This window comes from Mannheimia bovis, assembly GCF_014541205.1.
In the GTDB taxonomy this organism is placed as follows: domain Bacteria; phylum Pseudomonadota; class Gammaproteobacteria; order Enterobacterales; family Pasteurellaceae; genus Mannheimia; species Mannheimia bovis.
Genome location: NZ_CP061280.1, coordinates 1,713,148 through 1,737,868, shown reverse-complemented (window position 1 = coordinate 1,737,868; position 24,721 = coordinate 1,713,148). Strand labels below are relative to the sequence as shown.

Sequence of the window (24,721 nt, the reverse complement as noted above, 5' to 3'; positions counted from 1 at the left end):
ATAAAGGAAAATTATGAAATTAAGCAAAATTGCTCTTTCAGTTGTAGCGGTAATTGGTGTATCTCTAGTTGGCGGTAGCTGGTATACGGGCAAACAAGTTGAAGAAAAATATCAAGCATTAGTCGTTCAAGCCAATAACCAACTTAAGCAACTAAGTGGCGAGTTTGGAGCAAATATTGAGCTCAAAGATGTGCAAATTGATCGCCATTTCTTTAGTTCTGATGCGAAATATCGTTTAGAAGTGGATTTTGGCGATGGTAAAAAATTAGATTTTATCGGTAATGATAAACTTCATCACGGTCCGCTACCGCTTAATCGTTTAGCGAAGTTTAATTTTGCTCCTGTGATGATGAGTATGGAAAATAGCCTTCAAGGACCAGAGATATTTAAAAAATTTGTCGGTGAACAAATTGGTTCGGGGGTGGCTAATATCAGCTATTCTGGAGATACAAAAGGATATTTTGATTTCTCGCCAATTAAATATAGCGATGAAACAGGCACTATTGAAACAACCCCTGTCAAAGTGCAATATAGTTACGACCAAAAATTAAAAGGCATTGATAGCACTGTTGAGCTAGAGAGTTTTAAAATAAAAGCAGAAGAAGTTGATTTGCAAATTCAAGGTATAGTTTATGATGTTCAAACTGAAAGTAATGAAAGTTACCCTAATTTAACTTTCGGCAAAGGAAGTGGAAAAATCAACGCTATTGAGTTTAAGTCTAAAGATGGCAAATTATCTCAAATTAAAGATATTGTGGTTAAAGGCGATAACCTATTAAAAGGCGAGCGTGTGATTTCGACAGGAGATTTAGAGGCGGCTTCTTTCAACATTGAAGGTATTGAACTGGGTAAATTAAAAATGGATATGGCATACGATTTAGATGCTAAATTAACCAACGATATTACGCCTTTATTATCTAGTCCTGAAGGATTTGAAGATGAACTTTTAATGCAGTTGTTGGCAAAATCGGTGAAGTTCCATATTAATAACTTCTCACTTGAAAATAGCAAAGGTAAATTTAATTTAGCTTTATTATTGAATATGGCTCAATTTGATCCACAAAATATGAGCAATATGCAAGAGGTATTAAAAGCTCTTTCAAGTAGTAAATTTACTTCAAATATCAACCGTGAATATGCAGAAGATATTATTCGCCAAATCTCAATGGTTACAGAGAAATTGAGCGAAGAAGAGGCAAAAAGGTTTGCCAAACAACAAGTTGATGCGGCTTTTCTGAATGCAGGCGTTGAACAGTACGGATTAAGAAAAGTAGATGAAAATAACGTGAAGATTGAATTATCGGTTGAGAATGAGAAATTAATCTTAAATGGTCGTGAATTAACCGAAGATGAAATTCAAATGGCGTTATTTGTGATTATGATGGGAGCCGGCTCGTTCGGTCAATAATCGTAAATATCAGATAGAAAGCGTATTTTAGCTATGGCTGAAATACGCTTTTTTTATCCCTTTCTTTCACTATTCTTGTATAATAACGCCAATATTTATTTGATTTTCAAGAGATTTTTTATGGCAACTATCGCAAAAAATCCACTGGTGCTGGTGGATGGTTCTTCTTACTTATATCGAGCATTTCACGCATTTCCTCCGCTAAGTAACCGTTTTGGTGAGCCAACAGGGGCAATGTATGGTGTATTGAATATGTTAAAAAGCTTGATTTCACAAGTAAACCCAAGCCATATTGCGGTAGTATTTGATGCGAAGGGCAAAACCTTCCGTGATGAATTATTTGAACAGTATAAATCACACAGACCACCAATGCCTGAGGATTTACGCCCTCAAATTGAGCCATTACACCGTATTATCAAAGCCTTAGGTATTCCGCTGATCTCCATTGAAGGGGTAGAAGCGGACGATGTGATCGGCACCCTTGCCGTGCAAGCTGCCAAAGATGGCAAAGACGTGTTAATCAGTACAGGCGATAAAGATATGGCACAACTGGTGAACGATCACATTATGTTGATAAATACGATGAACAACACTTTGCTTGACCGTGAAGGCGTCATCGAAAAATATGGCATTCCGCCCGAGTTGATTATCGATTTCTTAGCCCTAATGGGCGATTCCGCCGATAATATTCCGGGTGTAAAAGGTGTGGGTGAAAAAACGGCGTTAGCCTTATTACAAGGGATTGGTTCCCTTAAACAGATTTATGAAAATTTAGATCAGATTGCGACACTTTCGTTTCGTGGGGCAAAAAACTTTGCCCCGAAATTAGAGGCAGAAAAAGCCAATGCGGATTTATCCTACCTGCTCGCCACCATCAAAACTGATGTGGAATTAGACGTTACCCACGATCAACTTTTAACCCAAGCACAAAATCGTGCAGAGCTTGCTACATTATTTGAGCATTATGAATTTAAGCGTTGGTTAAATGAAGTAAATAACAATGCGAATCCTGTTACACAAACTCCAGCTGAAAAAGTGCCGAATAATTACCAAGCAACGCAAGCGGTTAAAAATGAGGAAAATTTTGCAGATCCTATTGCTATTGACCGTAGCAAATATGAAACGGTGGACATGGAAGCAAAATTAGCGGCTTGGATTGAAAAGCTTACATCAGCCAATATCATTGCGGTGGATACCGAAACGGATAGTTTAGATTCTATGTCAGCCAATTTGGTGGGAATTTCCTTTGCCCTTGAAAATGGCGAGGCTTACTATATTCCACTTGGGCATAAGCAAAAAGCCCTGCCACAACAAGCGGATATGTTTGGCGATGATGAAGCAGAAACCGAAATCGCAGACGAATTGGTAAAAAATCAGCTAAATTTGACCGCTTGTTTAACCCAACTCAAGCCGATTTTAGAGAATAGTGCCATTAAAAAAATCGGGCAGAACATTAAATATGATTTAACTATTTTTGCTAACTACGGCATTGAGCTACAAGGTGTTGAGTTTGATACGATGATCGAATCCTACACGCTAAACAGCACAGGTCGTCATAATATGGACGACTTAGCTTACCGTTATTTAGGGCATAAAACCATTCCGTTTGAAGAGTTAGCAGGTAAAGGCAAAAATCAGCTTACTTTTGATAAAATTGAGATCGCCAAAGCAGCGGAATATGCTGCCGAAGATGCCGATGTAACGATGAAACTGCACCAAGTGCTATGGCAGAAATTATCACAAGAGCCTGAATTGGTAAAACTCTTTAACGAAATCGAAATGCCATTGGTTAGCGTGCTTTCTCGCGTCGAACGCAATGGCGTATTGATTGACCCGAAGAAATTATTAACGCAATCGGCAGAAATTGAAAAACGCTTAAGTGAAGTTGAGCAGCTAGTTCACACCGAAGCAGGGCAAGTGTTTAACCTTGCTTCAACTAAGCAGTTACAAGAAATTTTGTTTGATAAATTAGGCTTACCGGTACTGAAGAAAACCCCGAAAGGAGCTCCTTCAACTAACGAGGAAGTGCTAGATGAATTAGCTCAACAAGGTCATCTTGTGCCGAAATTATTAATGGAGCATCGTGGTTTAAGTAAGTTGAAATCGACTTACACAGACAAATTACCTCAGTTGATTAATGCAAAAACAGGGCGAGTACATACCTCTTACAATCAAGCAGTAACGGCGACAGGGCGACTTTCGTCAAGTGATCCGAATTTACAGAACATTCCGATCCGAAACGAAGAAGGCAGACGTATTCGCCAAGCTTTTGTGGCAAGAGAAGGCTATAAAATTGTCGCAGCCGACTATTCCCAAATTGAGCTACGCATTATGGCTCACTTGGCGAATGACGAAGGAATGATTAAAGCCTTTGCTGAGGGTAAAGATATTCACCGAGCAACGGCAGCAGAAATTTTTGGTGTGGCATTAGAGGATGTTACTAGCGAACAACGTCGCAGTGCGAAGGCTATCAATTTCGGGCTGATTTACGGAATGTCGTCATTTGGGCTTTCAAACCAATTGGGGATTGGGCGAGCTGAAGCTCAAAAATATATGGATCTCTACTTCCAACGTTACCCGGCAGTACAGCAGTTTATGACGGATATTCGTGAAGTTGCCGCAGAAAAAGGCTATGTAGAAACTTTATTCGGTCGTCGTTTATATTTACCTGATATTAAATCAAGCAATGCTATTTTGCGTAAAGCGGCAGAACGAGTGGCAATTAATGCACCAATGCAAGGCACGGCGGCGGATATTATCAAAGTTGCGATGATCGGCATTGATAAAGCTATTCACGGCGATGATGAAATCAAAATGATTATGCAAGTACACGATGAATTGGTGTTTGAAGTGAAAGCCGATAAAATCGAGCATTATAGCCAGCTAATCAAAGCAGAAATGGAAAAAGCTATTTCGCTTAAAGTGCCATTAATTGCTGAAGTTGGCATTGGCGATAATTGGGACGAGGCTCATTAATCTAACGCTATACAATTATCCCTTTTTAATGTATTGTTGTAGTAGTTCGTTAATATGAAACTTTTCAAAATTTCATTGTCAAAGAAGAACAAATCTTTTTTGATAAATAAGGAAAATAGATGAAAGCATTATTCAAGAAATCAGTATTTGGTTTAGCTTTATTAGGCTTAACAGGCACAGTGTTTGCTGATGCACAATCGGTAGCGGAATTGCAACGTCGTTTAGAGCAAGTTAGCCAATATAGTGCGGATTTTGATCAAACTGTCCGTTCAAGCAAAGGGAAAGAGATCCAAAAAGGGCAGGGTAAATTCCAAGTAAAACGCCCGAATTTATTTAGAATGGATACAAAATCGCCACAAGAAAATTTAATTGTTTCTGACGGTAAAGATTTATGGTTTTACGACCCATTTGTTTTACAAGTAACGGTAAATACAGTGCAAGATGCAGTGAACAATACACCGTTTGTGCTTTTAACCAGCAGTGATAAAAACCATTGGGATCAATATGACGTAACTCAAAATGCCGATACGTTCGTATTAAAACCAAAATCGAAAAAAAGTAATTTAAAGCAGTTTGATGTGCGTATCGACCAAAGCGGTTTATTAAAAGGTTTCAGCACCATTGAGCGTGATGGACAGAGCAATCTCTATGTGTTGCGTAACATTACCACAGGCGGTGTTTCAAATGACTTATTCAAATTCAGTGTACCGAAAGGGGCTGAGTTAGATGATCAACGTGGTGGCAAGAAATCGAAAAAATAAGGTAATACAAGCGGTCTTTTTTAGTAAATTTTTTACACAAATACTTGCGTTTGAGCGTAACGAGTAAAATACGACCGCTTGTATATTCTTGTATATTAAGGAATATCAATGAAAACGCTTTATAATCAACGAGATCCAAAAGAGTGGGAGCAATTTTTAGTTTTGCTTAAACAAGCCGTTGCTGAAGATAGATTGGAGCTCTTTTTCTCGATGTTTTTGACCGCCGATGAGAGAGAATCTTTGGGATTGCGAGTTCAAATTGTGCAGGCTTTATTAAAAGCTGAAGATTCACAACGTGAAATTCAGCAAAATTTGAATACCAGTGCAGCAACCATTACACGTGGCTCGAATATGCTTAAAACACTAGACCCGAATTTCCTGCAATGGGTAAATGCTAAACTTAACGGTATGAAGTAAATGGCAAAGCGTAACAACCGTTTTCTAAGCTCTCTTTTGAAGAAAATAGGGCTTTTTTTTATTCCTCGAAAAATTAAATCAAAATCAGCTTGGCTCTGGTTTGGGGTTAGCCGTTTATTTACTTTTTTCGGAAGTTTTTTCTTGATAGGGACTTTGCTTTTTTCTGTTTTGCCCGTACCGTATTCGGCTTATATGGTGCAGAAAAAAGTTGAAAATATACTGCAAGGAAAAACCTATAACATCAAAAAAGATTGGGTAAGCCTTGATGACATTTCTTGGCAGATGCAAATGGCGGTGATTGCTTCGGAAGATCAGAAATTTGAAAGCCATTTTGGTTTAGATCTTACTGCGATTGAAACTGCCCTAAAACTGAATGCAAAATCCAGCAAAGTGCGTGGAGGTTCAACCATTTCACAACAAACGGTTAAAAACCTGTTTTTATGGCACGGTCAAAGCTGGATAAGAAAGGGCATTGAAGCTCCGCTGACTATTTTTGTTGAGAATATCTGGACAAAATCCCGTATTTTAGAGGTATATCTCAACATTGCAGAATTTGGGCACGGGATTTTTGGTGTTGAAGCAGCTGCTCAACATTTTTTCAAGAAATCAGCAAAAAATTTGAGCTTGCAAGAAGCCGCATTATTAGCCGCCTCGTTACCTAATCCGAATGTGTTTAAAGTGGATAAGCCCGGACCAACTATGCGAAAACGTCAAGCGTGGATTATGCGTCAAGTAAACCAACTTGATGGAAAAAATTATTTAGACAAACTTTAGGTGGGAAGAATAAATATGACAACACAAAGCAAAGCGACACTTAAAACGATTTTATCTCATCGTTCGATTCGTAAATTTACCGAACAACCGATTTCAGAAGAGGTATTTCAGACCTTAATTAATGCGGGGAAAGCGGATTCAAGCTCTAACCATTTACAATGCGTAAGCGTTATCCGTGTAACGGATAAACAAATTCGTGAAACCTTAACAGAGGTTTCAGGTATGCAATATGTAGCTGATTGTGCAGAGTTTTTGGTGTTCTGCATTGATTTTAATAAACACAAACAGCTTGTGCCGGAATCGCAATTGGAATGGGCGGAAGTGTCTATTATTGGAGCGGTTGATACGGGAATTTTTGCTCAAAATGTACTGTTAGCAGCAGAGTCTTTAGGGTTAGGTGGTGTTTATATTGGTGCATTGCGTAATGATATTAAACGTGTATCCGAAGCATTAAATTTGCCTGAATACTGTGTACCATTAGTCGGAATGTGTTTGGGCTATCCTGCACAAGATCCTGATTTAAAACCTCGTTTACCAAACACTTTGATTTGTCATACTAATCAGTATCAGCCTTTTGATGAGGTAGAATTTGCAAAATATAACGAAAATTTGACCGCTTACTACCAAGCGAGAATCGGCGAACCTCAGCAATGGCAAGCTGCAATTCATAAAACTTTAGATAAACCGGTTCGACCGCATATTCTGCCGTTTTTTAATCAGAAAGGATTATTGAAAAAATGAGATGGCTAATGCTATGTCGTGAGCCTCGCTTATATAGTTGCAAACGAATTAAAGAAGCCTGTGTAGAAAGAGGGATCGAACTGGATATTTTAGATCCTAACAGAATGTTACTTTCTCTAAATAATGGAAAATTTGAGATTTTTTACCAAGAAGGAGAAAATTACGATAAACATCGCTCTGAACCTGTTTTATTGAAGGATTACGATGGTATTTTACCTCGTTTTGGTACAAGTAGTACGGAAATGGGCTGTGCAGTGTTACGCCATTTTGAGGCTAAAGGTATTCCTGTTTTGAACCATTCGGAAGCATTCGCTTTAGCCCGAAATAAGTGGCGTTCGTTGCAAAAATTAGCTGAACATAATTTGCCTGTTCCGAATACCAACTTCGCCGGGCATTTAGTGTCTGTTAAATCTCAATTAAATTATTTCACTTTTCCACTTATTGCAAAAGTGCTGAATGGCTCGCAAGGTAATGGGGTAATGCTGTTTGAAAATAAAAGCAATACGGAAGCGGTATTATCAACTTTTAGGCAAGTTGATGAGCCTTATCTATGTCAACAATTCATCAGTGAGGCTAAAGGACAAGATATTCGTGCTTTTGTGATTGGTGATAGAGTAATTTCTGCAATGAGTAGAAATAATTCGGCAAAAGATTTTCGATCCAATCTTCATCAAGGCGGAATTGCTCAACGTATTGAATTAACCAAAGAGGAAATCGCATTAGCAATTAAAGCAACCAAAGCGATAGGGCTTGATGTTGCAGGCGTGGATTTTTTGCGGGCAGACAATGGGATAGTTATTTTAGAAGTCAATGCAAGTCCGGGCTTTGAAGGCATTGAGCAAGTGAATGAAGTCAATATTGCGAGAGAAATGGTGAACTATTTTATAGAGAAAATCCGCAAATTATCGTAATTTACGTTGCATTTCTCGCCAATTTCAGTAAAATACGCACTCGGCATATCTCTTGGTATGCCGAAGTTTTTTAACAAACAGCTGGGTCGCCTGCTGTTTTTCTATTAACGGGATAATCCCAATATTTAAGAGAATAAAACAATGTCATTCAAATTTGAAGCTGAAGTTCGTTCAACGCAAGGTAAGGGTGCGAGCCGCCGCCTGCGTCATAATGGTCAAGTTCCTGCAATCATCTACGGTGGTAGTGCAGAACCTGTATCAATCATCTTAAACCACGATGATGTAAACAACGCACAAGTACACGATGCGTTCTACAACGAAGTTTTAACTATCGTTGTTGCGGGCAAAGAAGAGCAAGTTAAAGTACAAGCGATTCAACGCCACCCAACTAAACCAAAACTAGTTCACTTAGACTTCAAACGTGCGTAATCGCTCGTTAGTGAATTAAAGAAAAGGATTAAGTTTTTGAAACTTAATCCTTTTTTGCATTTCTAATAGGGTGCAAGCGGTTAAATTTTTGCAAAATTTTGCGAATCTGCTATACTTGCTCCTGAGTTGGTTAGACAATCGCTGGTTTATTGAAGCCTCTAAATTCGTGAAAACGAGAACTGGGGGACAAGTAAACGAGAGGAAAGTCCGAGCTACACAGGGCAGAGTGCCGGATAACGTCCGGGGGGCGTGAGCCTACGACCAGTGCAACAGAGAGCAGACCGCCTGTTTCGGCAGGTAAGGGTGAAAGGGTGTGGTAAGAGCACACCGTGCCGGTGGTAACATTCGGCAGCAGGGTAAACTCCACTCGTAGCAAGACCAAATAGGAACTCAATCGGTTGCCCGCCGAGAGTTCGGGTAGGTTGCTTGAGCGTATGTGTAAATATACGCCTAGAGGAATGATTGTCCACGACAGAACTCGGCTTATCGACCGACTCACCAAATTTCTGAAAGCGAACAGGGGCAACTTGTTCGCTTTTTTATTTTTATAGTGAATGAATATGAAATTATTAAAATCTTTCGTTATTACATTATCTACATTATGTTCTAGCTATGCGTTTTCTCACCCGCATTCGTTTGTCGATCTAAAAAATAAAGTGATTGTAGACGGCACAATGTTGAAATCATTCCAAATGGAATGGATGCTTGATGAAATTGCCTCTTCTGAATTGATTTATGAGATGAATAATAGTGCGGATAAAGAGAAAACGCGTAAAGATATTACCGCAGAAATGGTGCAATCCGCCCTGCAAAACCATTATTTCAGTGTGTTGTACGATAGTAAAAATCAGCCGATAAAATTTACCACTCAACCGACAGAAACCCGTTTTGAAATCAAAAATAATCGAGTTGTGTTTTATATTACTTTCCATTTAAGTAAGCCTTATGATTTGAAACAAAATAAGGCAAGATTTTCGACTTATGAGCCAAGTTATTATATTGCAATGGAATACAACCATGCTAATGAGATTAGTATTAACAATACCAGCTGCAACGTGGCATTAATACAGCCACAAGTAGATAATAAATTGCGTTTATATGCTTCAAGTTTGGATAAAACCCAATCACCCGATATGCCTGATAATGAAGATTATTCATTAGGGGCACAATTTGCACAGAAAGTGGAGATTGTATGCGATTGAAGTCAAAACAATGGGGAATACTAGCGGTCGGATTTCTCGCATTTTTTGCACTTTATCAACTGTATCCGATTTTGCTCTTTAAAGTGATGGAGTGGCAAAAGGTATTCAATTCAGAACTCTCCGGCTCGTTAAATGCATTGAACAATAATCAGACTAAAGCCGGACTTACCTTAGTGTTTATCAGCTTTTTATATGGCGTATTTCACGCTGTAGGTCCCGGGCACGGTAAGTTTATTCTAACGAGCTACCTTTCTCTTGAAAAAACGAAGCTCAATCAGGCAATGAAAATTACTTTCGCCTCAGCTTTAGTGCAAGGATTAGTGGCGGTTTTGCTCGTTACTGTGATTGTGGTTATTTTTACACTTTCCCGCCAATATTTTAATTTAACTTTGAAATGGGTAGAGCGTGCTAGCTTTGCGATGATGATTTTGCTTGGGCTTTATTGGTGCTATCAGGTTTTCAAAGAAACAAAGAAAGTGAGCAAGCCTAAAATTAAATCAATTCGGTTCTCTCAACAAGTGGTACAACAACCCATTGTGCAAAAAATTCCGCAAAAACGACCGCTTGTTCAGCATACGTATCACATTCACGATGAACATTGTGGCTGCGGACATAAGCATTTACCTACCTCAAATGAAATGCAGAAAGCTAAAGATTGGAAAACACAGCTAATGTTGATTTTAAGTATTGGTGCGAGACCTTGCTCTGGGGCAATTTTAGTCTTATTCCTCTCTTATACTTTAGATCTTTATGTTTGGGGCGTAATTTCAGCCTTAGTAATGGCAATCGGAACAGGTTTTACCTTGAGCCTATTTGCTTATTTAGTGATTGTGGCAAGGAATAAAGCGGTTAAAGTAAGTGGTTGGTATTTTTCTGCGCAAGTGAATAGAAATGTGGTTCGATTATTCAAGTTTAGCTTGGGAATAGCACTGATTTTATTTGCTGTTATGCTACTTCATAGTAGCTTTATTGATACTAGCACAGGGATTTTATTTAGACGTTAATTTGATACAGATTAAAAATTATTATAGAAACTATCAAAAAAACTGTTTAAAAAGAGAAAATCAGGTAAACTAGCTCGCTTTTATTTTAATTAAGAGGTCTTTTATGGATTCTATTATTTTATTTTTTGAAGGTATTCTCACTTGGGTAGTCAATACGATTGATGCCCCCCTTTGGGATATTACTATTATTTTATTACTGGGTGCAGGACTGTTTTTTACCATAACAACTGGTTTTGTGCAGTTTCGTCTTCTGCCACAAAGTTTGCGTGAAATGTGGGGAGGGCGTTCTGCTTCAGGTCAGTCTCTTACCCCTTTCCAAGCCTTTACGACGGGTTTGGCAAGCCGTGTTGGCGTAGGTAATATCGGTGGGGTGGCAACTGCGATTGCATTAGGTGGTCCGGGAGCCGTTTTCTGGATGTGGGTAACAGCATTAATGGGTATGAGTTCTGCATTTGCGGAATCTTCTTTAGCTCAATTATATAAAACCAAAGATCCGAATGGTATGTTTCGTGGTGGACCAGCTTACTACATCACTCGCGGTTTAAAACTTCCTTCACTAGCGATTGCATTTGCAGTTACCTTAATTTTTACCTTTGGTTTTGCTTTCAATGCAGTGCAATCAAATTCTATTGTAGAAGCAACCAAAAATGCGTGGGATTGGAATCCGGTTTATGTTGGTGTTACCTTAGTAGTGATTACCGGAATTATTATTTCCGGTGGGGTAAAACGTATCGGTAAAGTGTCTGCACAAGTAGTACCAATGATGGCATTATTCTACCTCATTATTGCCGTTATTATTTTAGGTATGAATATTGAACGAGTACCACATATTATCGGTTTAATTATTGAAAGTGCTTTTGATTTCTCGGCAGCAGCAGGCGGTATGTTCGGGGCATTAGTTTCAAAAACGATGTTAATGGGGATTAAGCGTGGCTTGTTCTCAAATGAAGCTGGTATGGGTTCTGCTCCAAACTCAGCGGCAACATCAGATGCTAAACACCCAGCAAGTCAAGGCTTAATTCAAATGTTAGGTGTATTTGTCGATACAATTGTGGTTTGTACCTGTACTGCAATTATTATCTTAATGTCTGATAATTATGGTGGGGAAAGTTTAAGAGGCATCTCTCTTACCCAAACAGCATTACAATTCCACTTAGGCGAGTTTGGTTTGCACTTCTTAGCCTTTGTTATCCTCCTTTTCTGTTTTACCTCAATTATCGGTAACTACGCTTATGCAGAAACTAACATTCGTTACATTAAAAACACATCGTGGTTTGTGTGGAGTTTCCGTGCAATTGTATTATTCTTCGTTTATTTTGGTGCAGTTCGAGATGGTGGCATTGTATGGGCATTTGCTGACACCGTAATGGCATCAATGGCGGTCATCAATCTAGTCGCAATTTTAATTCTTGCACCTATTGTGTGGATTATTATGAAAGACTATATCCGCCAACTAAAACAAGGCAAAGAGCCGGTATTTAGAATTGAAGAACACCAAGATTTAATTCACAAAGGTGTTGATCCACTTATTTGGAAATCAAAAGAGTAATATTAAAGCATAATAGATAAAAGAGGTTTAAGGCTTATACAGGGGCTTTAAGCCTCTTTTAGAAACATAAGAAATTAACTATTTTGCATAATAGAATGTTCTCTAATAGCCCCCCAAAATTTACTTTTCCCCTTGAATTCTTTAAGTTTAATTGCATTTTGTTTTTCTCGGAAAAATATTCTATAACAGCGTTTAGACGTTCAATAGCGGATAAAAATGAAGTTATTGTGATTTATCTCAACTCTATCGACACTATAAATTGAATACATTTAGCTAAACTGTTATGTTTATACTATCCTTAATTTGACAATAATAGGGAGAATAAAGATGGATTTACAACAACCGCTAGTAGAACGTTTTTTTCGTTATTTATCTATAAGTAGCCAAAGTAAAGCATCGGAAACCACTGTACCGAGTAGCGAAGGACAATGGGAGTTAGCCCGTTTACTGGCAGACGAATTAAAGCAGCTTGGATTGAAAAATGTAGAAATTGATGCACACGCTAATGTAACTGCTATTTGGCAAGGAACATTGAAAAATGCTGTACCGATTGGTTTTGTTGCTCATTTAGATACGGTGGATGTAGCACTTTCAGCGGATATTCACCCGCAAATTAAAACTTTTTATGGGGAAGATCTGCAATTAAATGACAATGAAAATATTTGGCTTCGTGTAGGCGAGCATTCTGAAATCTTACCTTATTTGAATCAAGAGATTATTTTCAGTGATGGGACTAGTGTATTGGGTGCAGATAATAAAGCAGCAATTGCTAATATTATGACGGCACTTTCGATTTTAAAAGAAGATCAAATCCCGACCGGAGATATTTACATAGCATTTGTGCCTGATGAAGAAATTGGTTTACGTGGAGCAAAGCTATTAGATTTAACTAAATTTAAACCGGATTTTGCTTATACGATTGATTGTTGCGAATTAGGTGAGGTTGTATATGAAAACTTTAATGCGGCATCGGCAACAGTAATAATTCAAGGGGTAAGTGCACACCCAATGTCGGCGAAAGGTGTGTTATTAAATCCGATTTTAGTGGCACAGGATCTCATTAGCTTGTTTGATCGTAACCAAACTCCGGAATGCACTGAAAATAAAGAAGGCTATTGGTGGATAAACGGAATGGAGGCAAATTATACTCAAGCCACGTTGCGTATTGCGATACGTGATTTTGATAAACAGTCTTTTGAAAAGCGTAAGGCTTTTATAGAAAACGCAGTGGAGGAAATACAGCTTCGTTATCCTCGAGCGAAAATAGAGTGCAAAATCAATGATATCTACGGTAACATTGCGAATAGCTTAACGGAAGATCGCCGTTCCATTGATTTGTTATTTGCAGCAATGGAAGAAATGGGTGTTCCCCCTAAAGTGATACCGATGCGTGGAGGTACGGACGGTGCTGCATTATCAGTCAAAGGTATTACGACCCCGAATTATTTTACCGGAGCACATAATTTTCATTCCAAATTTGAATTTTTGCCAATCCCATCTTTTGTGAAATCTTGTGAACTAACATTAAAATTAATTCAACTGGCAGCTAAGGGCTGATCTCAAGACTAAACAAAAAGTATAATTAGCAAACTATATGCCAATAAACAAGAGGTCTAATTTGCAAAAAAATCCACAAATTAGACCGCTTGAATATTAAGATTAGCCTAAAATTTTGCGTAAGGCTGAGCCGATTTCAGCAAGGCTTCTTACTGTTGTTACACCGGCATCTTCAAGGGCTTTGAATTTCTCATCAGCTGTGCCTTTACCACCACTGATAATTGCACCTGCGTGCCCCATACGTTTTCCTTTTGGTGCGGTAACGCCTGCAATATAACTTACAACAGGTTTAGTTACGTTAGCTTTAATAAAAGCAGCAGCTTCTTCCTCTGCTGAACCACCAATTTCGCCAATCATCACAATCGCTTCGGTTTCAGGATCTTCTTGGAACAGTTTTAAAATATCAATAAAGTTAGAGCCTGGAATTGGGTCCCCACCGATACCTACGCAAGTAGATTGCCCGAAACCTTCATCGGTGGTTTGTTTTACCGCTTCGTAGGTTAATGTGCCAGAGCGAGAAACAATCCCAATATTGCCTTTTTTGTGGATATTGCCCGGCATAATGCCGATTTTACATTCATCAGGAGTAATCACGCCCGGGCAGTTAGGACCAATCATTCGAACGCCTGTTTGGTTTAAACGTTGTTTCACTTGAAGCATATCCAGTGTTGGAATGCCTTCGGTAATACAAACAACCAACTGAATACCTGCATCAATGGCTTCTAAAATGGCATCTTTACAGCCCGGAGCGGGTACGTAGATAACGGTTGCGGTTGCACCTGTTGCTTCTACTGCTTCACGCACAGTATTAAATACAGGTAAGCCTAAATGTGTTGTGCCACCTTTATTAGGCGAAACACCACCGACTAACTGTGTGCCGTATGCGAGAGCTTGTTCGCTATGGAATGTGCCTTGTCCGCCGGTAAAACCTTGGCAAATTACTTTTGTGTTTTTATCAATTAAAATCGACATTTTTCCTCCTAATTTGCAGATTTTACCGCTAATTCAGCCGCTTCTTTTAGTGATGATGCTGCTAAAATACTCAGCCCACTATTTGCTAAAATTTCACGACCTTGTGCCGCATTTGTGCCTTCTAAACGGACGATAACAGGCACGTTCACGCCCACTTCGTTTACTGCCGCAATTACACCGTCAGCAATTAAATCACAACGTACGATACCGCCGAAAATATTAACCAGAACCGCTTTTACATTTGGGTCTGATAAAATCAGCTTGAATGCTGCTGCAACACGCTCTTTGGTTGCACCACCGCCTACGTCTAGGAAGTTAGCTGGTTTGCCACCGTAGAGTTTGACGATATCCATCGTTCCCATTGCAAGACCTGCACCGTTTACCATACAACCGATGTTACCGTCTAAAGCAACATAGTTTAAGCTCCATTTTTCCGCTTCGGCTTCACGTTCGTCATCTTGTGAGAGATCTTGTAGCTCTTTAAGTTCTGGCTGACGGTAAAGAGCATTGCTATCAATAGACATTTTTGCATCTAAGCAGAGTAGTTTTCCTTCTTTGGTAACAACAAGCGGATTGACTTCCAATAAGGCTAAATCTTTTTCGACGAATAACTTCGCCAGTTTTACAAAAATATCCGCAAATTGTTTGACTTCATCACCTTTTAATCCCAATTTAAAAGCCAACTCACGCCCTTGATAACCCTGACCACCCGTGAGAGGATCAATTGTTGCCTTATGGATTAATTCAGGTGTTTTTTCAGCCACTTCTTCAATGTTCATACCGCCCGCACTTGATGCCATAAATACCACTTTTTGTGCAGAGCGATCTAACACCGCACCTAAGTATAATTCACGGTCAATATTGCAGGTTTCTTCCACATAAATTGTATTAACCGGTTGCCCGGTAGCATCTGTTTGGAAGGTAACTAAGCGTTTGCCTAGCCATTGTTTAGCAAAGGCTTTGGCATCATCAGCATTACTCACTAGTTTTACACCACCGGCTTTGCCCCGACCACCTGCGTGAACTTGGCATTTTACAGCCCATTTTTCACCTTTTAGTTGTGAGATTGCCTCTGCGGTTTCATTTGCAGAAAAGCAAGCGATACCTTCACTGACAGGCAGCCCGTACTGTTTAAATATTTGTTTTGCTTGATACTCGTGTAGATTCATAGAGTTTCCTCGTTGGTTTTTATACTACTTTTCTTTGCTTGTGTGAATTTAAATAACTAAAATTTGTAAAAAATAAGTAAAAATAGACCGCTTGTAGCTAAATACAAGCGGTCAAATTTTAGATTAAATTTCTAAAAGCAGGCGAGTTGGGTCTTCTAATAACTCTTTTACAGTCACTAAGAAACCAACAGATTCTTTGCCATCAATTAAACGGTGGTCGTAGCTTAATGCTAAGTACATCATCGGGCGAATAACTACCTGCCCATCAATGGCTACAGGGCGATCTTTAATGGCGTGCATACCTAAGATCGCACTTTGTGGCGGGTTGATAATTGGAGTAGACATTAATGAGCCAAATACACCACCGTTAGTGATAGTAAAGTTACCGCCGGTTAAGTCTTCAACCGTTAATTTACCATCACGACCTTTCTCGGCAAGCTCTTTGATTTTCTTCTCGATATCAGCCATACTCATTTTATCGCAATCACGCAACACTGGCGTTACTAAGCCTCGAGGCGTTGAAACCGCAATGCTGACATCGAAGTAGTTATGGTAAACTACATCATCGCCATCAATAGAGGCATTGATTTCGGGGTAACGTTTAAGAGCCTCAACTACCGCTTTAATGTAGAACGACATAAAGCCTAAACGTACACCGTGTTGTTTTTCAAACTTCTCGCCGTAGGTTTTACGCAGGTTCATAATCGGCTGCATATCTAACTCATTAAATGTAGTTAGCATTGCTGTTGTATTTTTCGCTTCAAGTAAACGCTCAGCAATACGCTTGCGTAAACGGGTCATCGGAACGCGTTTTTCGCTACGGCTGCTGAATGCAACGGTACTTACCGTATTTTGACTGGTTGCTGATTCTTTTACTTGGTTGAGCTGTACACGTTTAGCTATTTCTTTTTCAATATCTTCACGGGTAATTCTACCACCTACACCACTACCTTGAATATCAGCAGCTTGTAAATCGTGTTCGGCTAGTAAACGACGAATGGCAGGACCTTGATCATCTGCATTAGCGTGGCTGTTTTCAATAGAGGCGTGTTTGCGATCCGATGGGGTAGATTCTGTTTTTTGTTCAATAGTGGCAGAGCTGATATCGCCTGCTTGTGCAGTATCTAATTTACCTAAAACTTGTTTTGACACCACCGTTGCACCTTCCGCTTGTGTAATTTCAACAAGCACACCATCACTTGTAGCAGGCACTTCTAAAACAACTTTGTCGGTTTCAATTTCGACGAGAATTTCATCACGCTTTACACGATCGCCCACTTTTTTGTGCCAAGTCGCAACACTTGCATCAGCCACTGATTCGGGAAGGTCTGGAGTTAAAATTTCAATTGCCATCTTATTATCCTTTTCTTTTAATAAAGATGTATGTGGTACACCTTTTATAATCAAATTTGTAAATTTTTGTTGAAAATGAACCGCTTGCAGGGCGTATTAGCTACGCCCATCTTTTTAAGCAATCGTTAAAGCATCTTCAACAAGTTGTTTTTGCTGTTTGTTATGAAGCGATGGATAGCCAACTGCCGGTGAAGCAGAAGCAGCTCTACCTGCATAAGTTAATTTTGCCCCTTCCGGAATAGATGCTTCAAAATTATGCTTACTGCAATACCACGCCCCTTGATTTAAAGGCTCTTCTTGACACCATACAAAGTCAGTAACGTGAGCGTAAGGTTCAAGAATTTGTTTCATTTCGTCAAGTGGGAATGGGTAGAGTTGTTCAATACGAATAATCGCAACATCTGTTTGGTTATTTTCACGGCGTTTTTCAATTAAGTCGTAGTAAACTTTACCCGAGCACATTACCACACGTTTCACTTGTTTCGGATAGATATCATCAATTTCGCCAATTACATTTTGGAATGTACCGTTAATTAATTCATCAAATGTTGAAACCGCAAGAGGGTGGCGTAGTAGTGATTTTGGTGTAATTGCAACCAGTGGACGACGCATTTTGCGAATTGCTTGGCGACGTAACATATGGTAAACCTGAGCCGGTGTTGATGGCACACATACTTGGATATTTTGTTGTGCACAAAGTTGTAAATAACGTTCAACACGAGCAGAGGAGTGTTCAGGACCTTGACCTTCATAACCGTGTGGAAGAAGCATCACTAAGCCACACATTCTGCCCCATTTTTGTTCGCCCGAGCTGATAAATTGGTCGATTACAATTTGTGCTCCATTCGCGAAATCACCAAATTGGGCTTCCCAAATGGTTAAGGTTTTCGGATCGGTTGTCGCAAAGCCATATTCAAAGGCGAGAACCGCTTCTTCTGAAAGTACGGAATCCCATACTTGGAAACGACCTTGATTTGCGTGTAACTGTGTTAATGGAACATAGCCTGTACCATCATTTTGGTTATGAATAACGGCGTGGCGATGGAAGAATGTACCACGACCGGCATCTTCACCTGATAAACGAACGTGTGTGCCTTCATCAAGCAAGGTCGCATACGCCATTGTTTCTGCCATTCCCCAGTCGAATAATTTTTTACCTTCGTACATCTCTTTACGATCAGCGTAGATTTTCTCAACACGAGAGTGAGCTTTCAATGATTCCGGATATTCACAAACACGCTTAGCAATAGTTAAGAAGCGATCTTCCGGGAATTTGCTCTCATAAGGTGCAGTCCAGTCATAATTGAGATATTGCAACCAATCCACTGCCGCCATATCTAATTCACGCCATTCCGGCACAACACGCTCGCCATTATCTAAGGCATCACGATAAAGATTGAGCATTTCAATTTCTTGATCGCTGGTTAATACCCCTTCTTCAATTAAGCGGTCAGCATACACTTTACGTGGTGTAGGGTGTTTTTTGATGATGCTATACATCATCGGCTGGGTTGCTAATGGTTCATCGGCTTCATTATGACCGTGTCGACGATAAGAGATTAAATCAATGAAAATATCACGTTTAAATTTAGTGCGATATTCCACTGCCATTCTTGCTGCAAAAGCAACCGCTTCCGGGTCATCACCGTTTACGTGAATAATCGGTGCTTGGATCATTTTTGCAATATCAGTACAGAACTCGGTTGAGCGAGTGTCGTTCGGATTTGACGTTGTAAAGCCGATTTGGTTATTAATCACAATACGGATAGTACCGCCTACTTTATAACCACGAGCATTTGCCATATTTAATGTTTCTTGCACCACACCTTGCCCTGCAACTGCAGAGTCGCCGTGAACGGTTACTGCAAGCACTTTTTCGTGTGAGGTATCACGCATACGTTCTTGTCTTGCACGAACAGAGCCAATAACTACCGGGCTGACAATTTCTAAGTGAGACGGGTTAAACGCAAGGGTTAAATGGACGTTTTTATCATCTACTGCAAAGTTAGATGAGAAACCTTGATGGTATTTCACATCGCCCGTACGGCTTTCATCAGCGTGTTTACCGGCAAACTCATCAAAGAGTTCTGCAGGGCGTTTACCGAAAACGTTCACCAACATATTTAAACGACCACGATGAGCCATACCAAGCACAACATCTGTCATACCCTGACGAGAAGCGTGGCGAATAATCTCTTTCATCATCGGAATGAAGGCGTCACTTCCTTCTAAAGAGAAACGTTTTGCACCCGGGAATTTCGCTCCTAGATAACGTTCTAAACCATCAGCAGCCGTTAATTCAGTGAGTAAATTGAGTTTTTCTTCTTTGGTGAAAAGTGGTTTATTTAATACACTCTCCATTTTAGCTTGTAACCAGTTACGCTGTTCAATGTCTTGAACGTGCATAAATTCTAAGCCGATAGGACCTAAATAAGTTTCTTTTAATGCCTCATTGAGCTCACTGAGCTTCATTGTTTCTTTATTATAAACATAACGACCAACGGCAAAGGTTTCATTTAGATCTTCATCGGTAAAGCCGTGATATTTGTAATCTAGCTCAGGCACGCTGGAGGTTTTCCATCGATAATAGTTGATAGGGTCAAGTTTTGCTTCTAAATAGCCTCTGATACGGTGTGCGTTAATCCATTGAAGTAAACGAACCTGTTTTGCTCCTGCTTCTGGGTCAATAACAGTTACAGATTGTGGTTGCTGTTCGCGTGCTAATTTACGGAAATAATCACGCACTTTTGAATGAGGTTGTTCAATATGAGAGGTTTTAGGGAATGAATCAAAAATACCTCTCCAGCTTTCATCAACGCTTGCCGGATTTTCTAAGTACTGTTCATAAATTTCTTCGACATAAGATTGGTTTGAGCCGCCGAAAGGAGAGGAGGAAATCCAATCATCAAAATGTTTATATTGCATAAAGACCTGACCTATTTATGGTGTTGAATCATAATCGCATTATACTTCAAATAAAGTAAATAAAATGTGATATAAGTCTGATTTTTACATAATTGTTTACTTACAAGCGGTTATTTTTAGCAATTTTTTTACAAATTCTAAACAAGACAAGGAAATTTTAGTGCTTACATTCACATTTTTCTAAACAAACATCACCATGCAAATTGTGGTGATGGTTATGACGGTGTGAATAGAATGCTACATTACGAGCAAACTGATCGCCAAAGAAGTGAATAAAGCTAGGATCATTCGTAATTACTTCCGGTGTGCCGGCACAACAGATATGCTTATTTACACACAATACCTCATCAGTATTTGCCATTACAATGTTTAAGTCGTGCGAAACCATTAAAATAGCACAGTTCAACCAAGAACGGGTTTGATTTAACAGTTGATAGAGTTCTGTTTGCCCTGTAATATCTACCCCCTGCATTGGTTCATCTAGTACTAATAGTTGTGGCTTATTTAAAATAGCACGAGCAAGTAAAACACGCTGGAGTTCTCCACCGGACAGCTTATGCATACTATTATGTGCCAGATGGCGAATAGCAAATAGAGATAATGCTTCCTCAATCATAGCTTTGTTGGTATGAGGTTTGAGACCAAGAAAATGCGTAACTGTTATTGGCATAGATGCATCTAAATGTAGTTTTTGCGGTACATAGCCAATTTTTAAATTTTTATGATGAATGACTTGTCCTTTAGTAGGTGTAATTAATTTTAATAATACTTTCAGTAATGTCGATTTGCCTCCGCCATTTGGACCTACTATGGTAGTAATAGAATTAGGGTAAATTGATAGATTAATGTCTTGTAACGCTTTTTGACCATTAAAGATCACTTCAATATCTTTTAGCGAGACCAAAGGTTGGTTTTTTTTCATCAACGTAAATTGCGTTGTAGTTGGATTAGGAGTTAGTTGATTAATTTTCATTACTACAAAAAATTTAAGAGTATTGAAATAAAATTAGCGGATTTTTTATCTTCTGACAATAGAATAAATGAATTTTTTCTTGATAAAATAGACTATCAAGAGATTATGTAAATTTTAGTAAATAAATTAAAGAAAAATAACGGGATATAATTTGCAACATGTAATTTTAGCAAGAGATCGTAAACGGCATAAGAAACACTTGAAAGTAGTGGTTTTTTTATTGGCTGTTTTTAGTTTACTTGTCGGTATTGTTCTCGCATTAAAAGAGCAATCTTCAATAGGTACAATGGCTACACGAGAAAACGTCGTTGTTTTAGATAAACAAGATGAAGAATATCAAAATACTTCAAGTAGTAGAGTTGAGTTACAAGCAGATAACATTGAGAAAAATAAGGGGTTCATTGAGTATATTACAGATTTAATTACTCAATCCTCTCTTTCTATAGAAGATGAACAAATTGTTTTTGAAGATCATACAGCTACCTCTTATGAAGATGATTTAACCAATGAAGATGATGAAGTTGAAGAACCTATTGATACGGCAGATAATGTCAATACAGAAGAGCAACTTCCTGCAGAAGCAGAAAAAGTTTTAGAAGATATTCTCGATGTAGCAGAGCAGGCATTACGAATTCAGGATCAATTTAGTTATACTGTTGCAAGAGGAGATAAGCTGAGAGATGTACTAGAGCAGTCAGGCTTAAGTGCTTCAGTTGCTACTAATTTAATTAAACAACATTCATCATTAGCACAATTAGAAGCCGGACAACAATTTTATTGGGTGCTAGATAATGAAGGTGAATTAGAATATTTAAACTGGCTAGTTTCAGAGAAAGAAGAACGTGTTTATGAACGCCAAGCCGATGGTAAATTTACCTATCAAAAATTTGAGAAAAAAGGTGAATGGAAACTCGACGTTGTGCGTGGTACGATTCAAAACAGCTTTGCTGCGAGTTTAAAAACGGTTGGATTGTCTGATCGCCAAATTAACCAACTAGCGGTAGGATTACAATCACAAATTGCAACGAATAAGCTGAAAAAAGGTGATAAATTTGCCATTTTAATTAAGCGTGAATATGTAAATGACAAAGTAACAGACTTAGGAAATGTAGAAGGTATTCACGTTATTAGCAGTAAAAAAAGTTATTATGCTATTCAAGCAGCAAATGGGCGATATTATAGCAAACACGGTGAAACATTAAGCGGTGGTTTTGCTCGACACCCATTATTATATGCTGCAAGAGTTACGTCTTCTTTCAATCCTAAACGTAGACACCCAATTACGGGTCGCATTAGCCCTCATAAAGGTGTGGATTATGGATTGCCGGTAGGTACACCGATTATTGCACCCGGAGATGGGGTAGTGGAACACGTTGCTTACCAAGCTGGGGGAGCAGGGCGTTATATCAAAGTAAAACATGGTCATATCACTACTGTTTATATGCACTTGAGTAAAAGTTTAGTAAAACCGGGACAAAGAGTGAGAAAGGGAGAGCGAATTGCTCTGTCCGGCAACACAGGTGGCTCAACTGGACCTCATTTACACTATGAATTCCATATCAATGGTCGCCCTGTTAATCCAATGACTGTAAAATTACCGGGCTCAAGTTCGGGTATGAATAATAAAGAACGCCAAGCATTCTTAAATAAAGCGAAGAGTGTAGAAGCAAAATTAAAAATGTAAGGAATCCAATGAAAACAAATATTATTGCGTTAAGTTTGATCGGTTTATCAACCTTTACCTTTGCATCTGATGCAAAACTGAAGAATCAGCTTGAAAAAATTGGGGCAACAGAGGTTAAAATTTCTGAATCGCCATTATCAGGTTTTAAAATGGCAGCCTCAAATGAAGGTATTGTCTATATTAGTGAAGATGGACGATATATCATTCAAGGCAAAATTTTTGAGCTAAAAAACGGCAAAGCAGTCGATATAACCAATCAAGGTTTAATGGCAGAGTTAAATTCTTATGCGAATGAAATGATTATTTATCCTGCCAAAAATGAAAAGCACGTTGTAACGGTTTTTATGGATATTACTTGCCATTATTGCCATCTTTTACATCAAAAGATTAAAGAATATAATGATTTAGGTATTACCATTCGTTATTTGGCGTTTCCTCGTGGTGGAATGAATACACAAACCGCAAAACAAATGGAAGCGATTTGGACTGCTCAAGATAAAATGAAAGCCTTAAATGATACGGAAAATGGCAAGTTACCAACCCAATTAAAAACACCTGAGATTGTGAAAAAACACTACCAACTAGGCATTAAGTTTGGCGTAACAGGTACTCCTAATATTGTTACCTCAGAAGGCGAATTAATCGGTGGTTATGTTGAGCCGAAAGAGCTTGCCCAAATGCTTTTGGAGTAACAGCATAAAAAGCACAAGCGGTCTGATTTGGTAATTTTTTACTAAATCAGACCGCTTGTTGTTCAAGTATTATTGGGCTTTTGCTTCCAATACACCTTTCCAACTACTTTTTTCTATTGTATGATCCTCATACTCTAGTGTTCCAGCCACAATTTCACCATTTTTACCGTAAATACCACCGTCAAAGGTTGCGTTTGGTTTCCTTTTATCATCATAAAGTTGCCCAAAGATTTCGCCATTTTCTTTCACTTCTACTCCTCTTTTGAGACCATTCTCTTTCAGCTCCCAAGATTCGTTATACTGTCCAAATAGATTCAAAAACAGGCGTTTTTCTTTAGCACTGTAATTCCCACTCACCCTACCTGTTAATGCAATAACTGCTTCGTTATCATAGACATAGTAGAATGAACCTACGTAATTAATGTTATTGAGTGGACGCATCATTTGTGCTTTATCCATTTCTAACATTGGTAGGCTGTAATGTGTTACACTCTCATCGCCTGGATTATTGATATTCGGCTCAATATGGCTGAATGATGTATAGCCGAAATAACCTAGTAATTGTCCTGAGTTATCTAATAGTGCTTTCACTTCTTGATCTTCGCTAAATGCTATTTTTTCGTATAAAGGAAGCACTTGAATGTTCTTGTTCTCATCATCAAATTTCAACGAAATCCATTTTTTTGATGATGTGAATTTGCCACCATCGCGGTTGAATGAATCGAAAATCTCCGCATTTGTTTTTGGTTGTTCAGTTTTTGGTGTTACATCAGTTTTTGGTGTTACATCAGTTTTTGGTGTTACATCAGTTTTTGGTGTTACATCAGTTTTTGGTGTTACATCAGTTTTTGGTGTTACATCAGTTTTTGGTGTTACATCAGTTTTTGGTGTTACATCAGTTTTTGGTGTTACATCAGTTTTTGGTGTTACATCAGTTTTTGGTGTTACGTCAGTTTTTGGTAGCGACTTAGCCAGACCATCATTTGGTGAGTGCTTCTCTTGTGGAGTGTTACTAGAACCACCACTGCTACCGCAGGCGGTTAAAACTATTGTAGATAAAAGTGTTAGGGTAAATTTATTTAACATCTTATAGTATCTATTTAAATGATTTGTATAAAAAACAATCGAAGTAAATCATATTGTTATATGATATAAAAAAATAAAATTAATCATTTTGGAATAAGATATATCTAAAAGTTATAAAAATCAATAAATAGTTTGCTT

General features: G+C 38.7%; 20 protein-coding genes and 1 other RNA gene. 15 read left to right on the top strand and 6 right to left on the bottom strand.

The annotated features are described in order from the left end of the window. Nucleotides 1-13: 13 nt before the first annotated feature. From ICJ55_RS08600 to pepT, 13 genes are all read left to right on the top strand, one after another. A complete protein-coding gene (locus ICJ55_RS08600) occupies nt 14-1,408 on the top strand; it encodes a YdgA family protein (RefSeq protein WP_188156430.1) in 1,395 nt (464 codons plus the stop codon). A gap of 120 nt (nt 1,409-1,528) precedes the next feature. After that, nucleotides 1,529-4,384, top strand: a complete 2,856-nt coding sequence (gene polA, locus ICJ55_RS08595) for a DNA polymerase I (protein WP_188156429.1) — start codon at nt 1,529-1,531, stop codon at nt 4,382-4,384. A gap of 119 nt (nt 4,385-4,503) precedes the next feature. Beyond that, nucleotides 4,504-5,145 (top strand): outer membrane lipoprotein periplasmic chaperone LolA, encoded by a 642-nt coding sequence (gene lolA, locus ICJ55_RS08590; protein WP_188156428.1) that lies wholly within the window; start codon nt 4,504-4,506, stop codon nt 5,143-5,145. Between the two features lie 108 nt (nt 5,146-5,253). Next, the gene (gene trpR / locus ICJ55_RS08585; RefSeq protein WP_188156427.1) at nt 5,254-5,562 is read left to right on the top strand and encodes a trp operon repressor; all 309 of its coding nucleotides are present in this window, start codon (nt 5,254-5,256) and stop codon (nt 5,560-5,562) included. Then, on the top strand, nt 5,563-6,336 hold the full coding sequence (mtgA, locus tag ICJ55_RS08580; RefSeq protein ID WP_188156426.1) for a monofunctional biosynthetic peptidoglycan transglycosylase: 774 nt from the start codon (nt 5,563-5,565) through the stop codon (nt 6,334-6,336). A 15-nt stretch (nt 6,337-6,351) separates the two neighbouring features. Continuing rightward, nucleotides 6,352-7,077 (top strand): oxygen-insensitive NADPH nitroreductase, encoded by a 726-nt coding sequence (gene nfsA, locus ICJ55_RS08575; RefSeq protein ID WP_188156425.1) that lies wholly within the window; start codon nt 6,352-6,354, stop codon nt 7,075-7,077. Beyond that, the gene (locus ICJ55_RS08570) at nt 7,074-7,988 is read left to right on the top strand and encodes an ATP-grasp domain-containing protein (protein WP_188156424.1); all 915 of its coding nucleotides are present in this window, start codon (nt 7,074-7,076) and stop codon (nt 7,986-7,988) included. Before nfsA ends, ICJ55_RS08570 begins: the two co-directional genes overlap by 4 nt. 141 nt (nt 7,989-8,129) lie before the next feature. Continuing rightward, nucleotides 8,130-8,417, top strand: a complete 288-nt coding sequence (gene rplY, locus ICJ55_RS08565; RefSeq protein ID WP_025236087.1) for a 50S ribosomal protein L25 — start codon at nt 8,130-8,132, stop codon at nt 8,415-8,417. Nucleotides 8,418-8,539: 122 nt separating this feature from the next. After that, an RNA gene (gene rnpB / locus ICJ55_RS08560) (RNase P RNA component class A) lies at nt 8,540-8,919 on the top strand. A gap of 58 nt (nt 8,920-8,977) precedes the next feature. Then, the gene (locus tag ICJ55_RS08555) at nt 8,978-9,619 is read left to right on the top strand and encodes a DUF1007 family protein (RefSeq protein ID WP_188156423.1); all 642 of its coding nucleotides are present in this window, start codon (nt 8,978-8,980) and stop codon (nt 9,617-9,619) included. Beyond that, complete coding sequence (locus ICJ55_RS08550; RefSeq protein ID WP_188156422.1) at nt 9,610-10,623, top strand: nickel/cobalt transporter; 1,014 nt, start codon at nt 9,610-9,612, stop codon at nt 10,621-10,623. The genes ICJ55_RS08555 and ICJ55_RS08550 overlap by 10 nt, the downstream gene beginning before the upstream one ends. Before the next feature lie 103 nt (nt 10,624-10,726). Continuing rightward, nucleotides 10,727-12,172, top strand: a complete 1,446-nt coding sequence (locus tag ICJ55_RS08545; RefSeq protein WP_188156421.1) for an alanine/glycine:cation symporter family protein — start codon at nt 10,727-10,729, stop codon at nt 12,170-12,172. 327 nt (nt 12,173-12,499) lie between these two features. After that, complete coding sequence (gene pepT, locus ICJ55_RS08540; RefSeq protein ID WP_188156420.1) at nt 12,500-13,729, top strand: peptidase T; 1,230 nt, start codon at nt 12,500-12,502, stop codon at nt 13,727-13,729. A 102-nt stretch (nt 13,730-13,831) separates the two neighbouring features. On the opposite strand, the gene sucD is transcribed toward pepT, so the two are convergent. The 5 genes from sucD to znuC form a co-directional block, all read right to left on the bottom strand. After that, nucleotides 13,832-14,701, bottom strand: a complete 870-nt coding sequence (sucD, locus tag ICJ55_RS08535; protein ID WP_188156419.1) for a succinate--CoA ligase subunit alpha — start codon at nt 14,699-14,701, stop codon at nt 13,832-13,834. Nucleotides 14,702-14,709: 8 nt separating this feature from the next. After that, the gene (sucC, locus tag ICJ55_RS08530) at nt 14,710-15,870 is read right to left on the bottom strand and encodes an ADP-forming succinate--CoA ligase subunit beta (protein ID WP_188156418.1); all 1,161 of its coding nucleotides are present in this window, start codon (nt 15,868-15,870) and stop codon (nt 14,710-14,712) included. A gap of 123 nt (nt 15,871-15,993) precedes the next feature. Beyond that, nucleotides 15,994-17,223, bottom strand: a complete 1,230-nt coding sequence (odhB, locus tag ICJ55_RS08525) for a 2-oxoglutarate dehydrogenase complex dihydrolipoyllysine-residue succinyltransferase (protein ID WP_188156417.1) — start codon at nt 17,221-17,223, stop codon at nt 15,994-15,996. A gap of 114 nt (nt 17,224-17,337) precedes the next feature. After that, complete coding sequence (sucA, locus tag ICJ55_RS08520; RefSeq protein ID WP_188156416.1) at nt 17,338-20,148, bottom strand: 2-oxoglutarate dehydrogenase E1 component; 2,811 nt, start codon at nt 20,146-20,148, stop codon at nt 17,338-17,340. A 157-nt stretch (nt 20,149-20,305) separates the two neighbouring features. Continuing rightward, the gene (znuC, locus tag ICJ55_RS08515; RefSeq protein ID WP_188156415.1) at nt 20,306-21,121 is read right to left on the bottom strand and encodes a zinc ABC transporter ATP-binding protein ZnuC; all 816 of its coding nucleotides are present in this window, start codon (nt 21,119-21,121) and stop codon (nt 20,306-20,308) included. Between the two features lie 151 nt (nt 21,122-21,272). On the opposite strand from znuC, the gene mepM reads away from it, so the two are divergent. Together mepM and dsbC are read left to right on the top strand one after the other, a co-directional pair. Further along, the gene (mepM, locus tag ICJ55_RS08510) at nt 21,273-22,805 is read left to right on the top strand and encodes a murein DD-endopeptidase MepM (protein ID WP_425168882.1); all 1,533 of its coding nucleotides are present in this window, start codon (nt 21,273-21,275) and stop codon (nt 22,803-22,805) included. 8 nt (nt 22,806-22,813) lie between these two features. Then, nucleotides 22,814-23,497, top strand: coding sequence for a bifunctional protein-disulfide isomerase/oxidoreductase DsbC (gene dsbC / locus ICJ55_RS08505; RefSeq protein ID WP_188156414.1), 684 nt, complete (start codon nt 22,814-22,816; stop codon nt 23,495-23,497). A 69-nt stretch (nt 23,498-23,566) separates the two neighbouring features. Here the strand turns inward: dsbC and ICJ55_RS08500 are convergent, their stop codons facing one another. Next, a complete protein-coding gene (locus ICJ55_RS08500) occupies nt 23,567-24,583 on the bottom strand; it encodes a hypothetical protein (RefSeq protein WP_188156413.1) in 1,017 nt (338 codons plus the stop codon). Nucleotides 24,584-24,721: the final 138 nt, after the last annotated feature.

Bases quoted from the DNA above. Each gene is read 5' to 3' on its own strand.
- ICJ55_RS08600 (WP_188156430.1), top strand. From the start codon at position 14: ATGAAATTAAGCAAAATTGCTCTTTCAGTTGTAGCGGTAATTGGTGTA.
- polA (WP_188156429.1), top strand. From the start codon at position 1,529: ATGGCAACTATCGCAAAAAATCCACTGGTGCTGGTGGATGGTTCTTCT.
- lolA (WP_188156428.1), top strand. From the start codon at position 4,504: ATGAAAGCATTATTCAAGAAATCAGTATTTGGTTTAGCTTTATTAGGC.
- trpR (WP_188156427.1), top strand. From the start codon at position 5,254: ATGAAAACGCTTTATAATCAACGAGATCCAAAAGAGTGGGAGCAATTT.
- mtgA (WP_188156426.1), top strand. From the start codon at position 5,563: ATGGCAAAGCGTAACAACCGTTTTCTAAGCTCTCTTTTGAAGAAAATA.
- nfsA (WP_188156425.1), top strand. From the start codon at position 6,352: ATGACAACACAAAGCAAAGCGACACTTAAAACGATTTTATCTCATCGT.
- ICJ55_RS08570 (WP_188156424.1), top strand. From the start codon at position 7,074: ATGAGATGGCTAATGCTATGTCGTGAGCCTCGCTTATATAGTTGCAAA.
- rplY (WP_025236087.1), top strand. From the start codon at position 8,130: ATGTCATTCAAATTTGAAGCTGAAGTTCGTTCAACGCAAGGTAAGGGT.
- ICJ55_RS08555 (WP_188156423.1), top strand. From the start codon at position 8,978: ATGAAATTATTAAAATCTTTCGTTATTACATTATCTACATTATGTTCT.
- ICJ55_RS08550 (WP_188156422.1), top strand. From the start codon at position 9,610: ATGCGATTGAAGTCAAAACAATGGGGAATACTAGCGGTCGGATTTCTC.
- ICJ55_RS08545 (WP_188156421.1), top strand. From the start codon at position 10,727: ATGGATTCTATTATTTTATTTTTTGAAGGTATTCTCACTTGGGTAGTC.
- pepT (WP_188156420.1), top strand. From the start codon at position 12,500: ATGGATTTACAACAACCGCTAGTAGAACGTTTTTTTCGTTATTTATCT.
- sucD (WP_188156419.1), bottom strand. From the start codon at position 14,701: ATGTCGATTTTAATTGATAAAAACACAAAAGTAATTTGCCAAGGTTTT.
- sucC (WP_188156418.1), bottom strand. From the start codon at position 15,870: ATGAATCTACACGAGTATCAAGCAAAACAAATATTTAAACAGTACGGG.
- odhB (WP_188156417.1), bottom strand. From the start codon at position 17,223: ATGGCAATTGAAATTTTAACTCCAGACCTTCCCGAATCAGTGGCTGAT.
- sucA (WP_188156416.1), bottom strand. From the start codon at position 20,148: ATGCAATATAAACATTTTGATGATTGGATTTCCTCCTCTCCTTTCGGC.
- znuC (WP_188156415.1), bottom strand. From the start codon at position 21,121: ATGAAAATTAATCAACTAACTCCTAATCCAACTACAACGCAATTTACG.
- dsbC (WP_188156414.1), top strand. From the start codon at position 22,814: ATGAAAACAAATATTATTGCGTTAAGTTTGATCGGTTTATCAACCTTT.
- ICJ55_RS08500 (WP_188156413.1), bottom strand. From the start codon at position 24,583: ATGTTAAATAAATTTACCCTAACACTTTTATCTACAATAGTTTTAACC.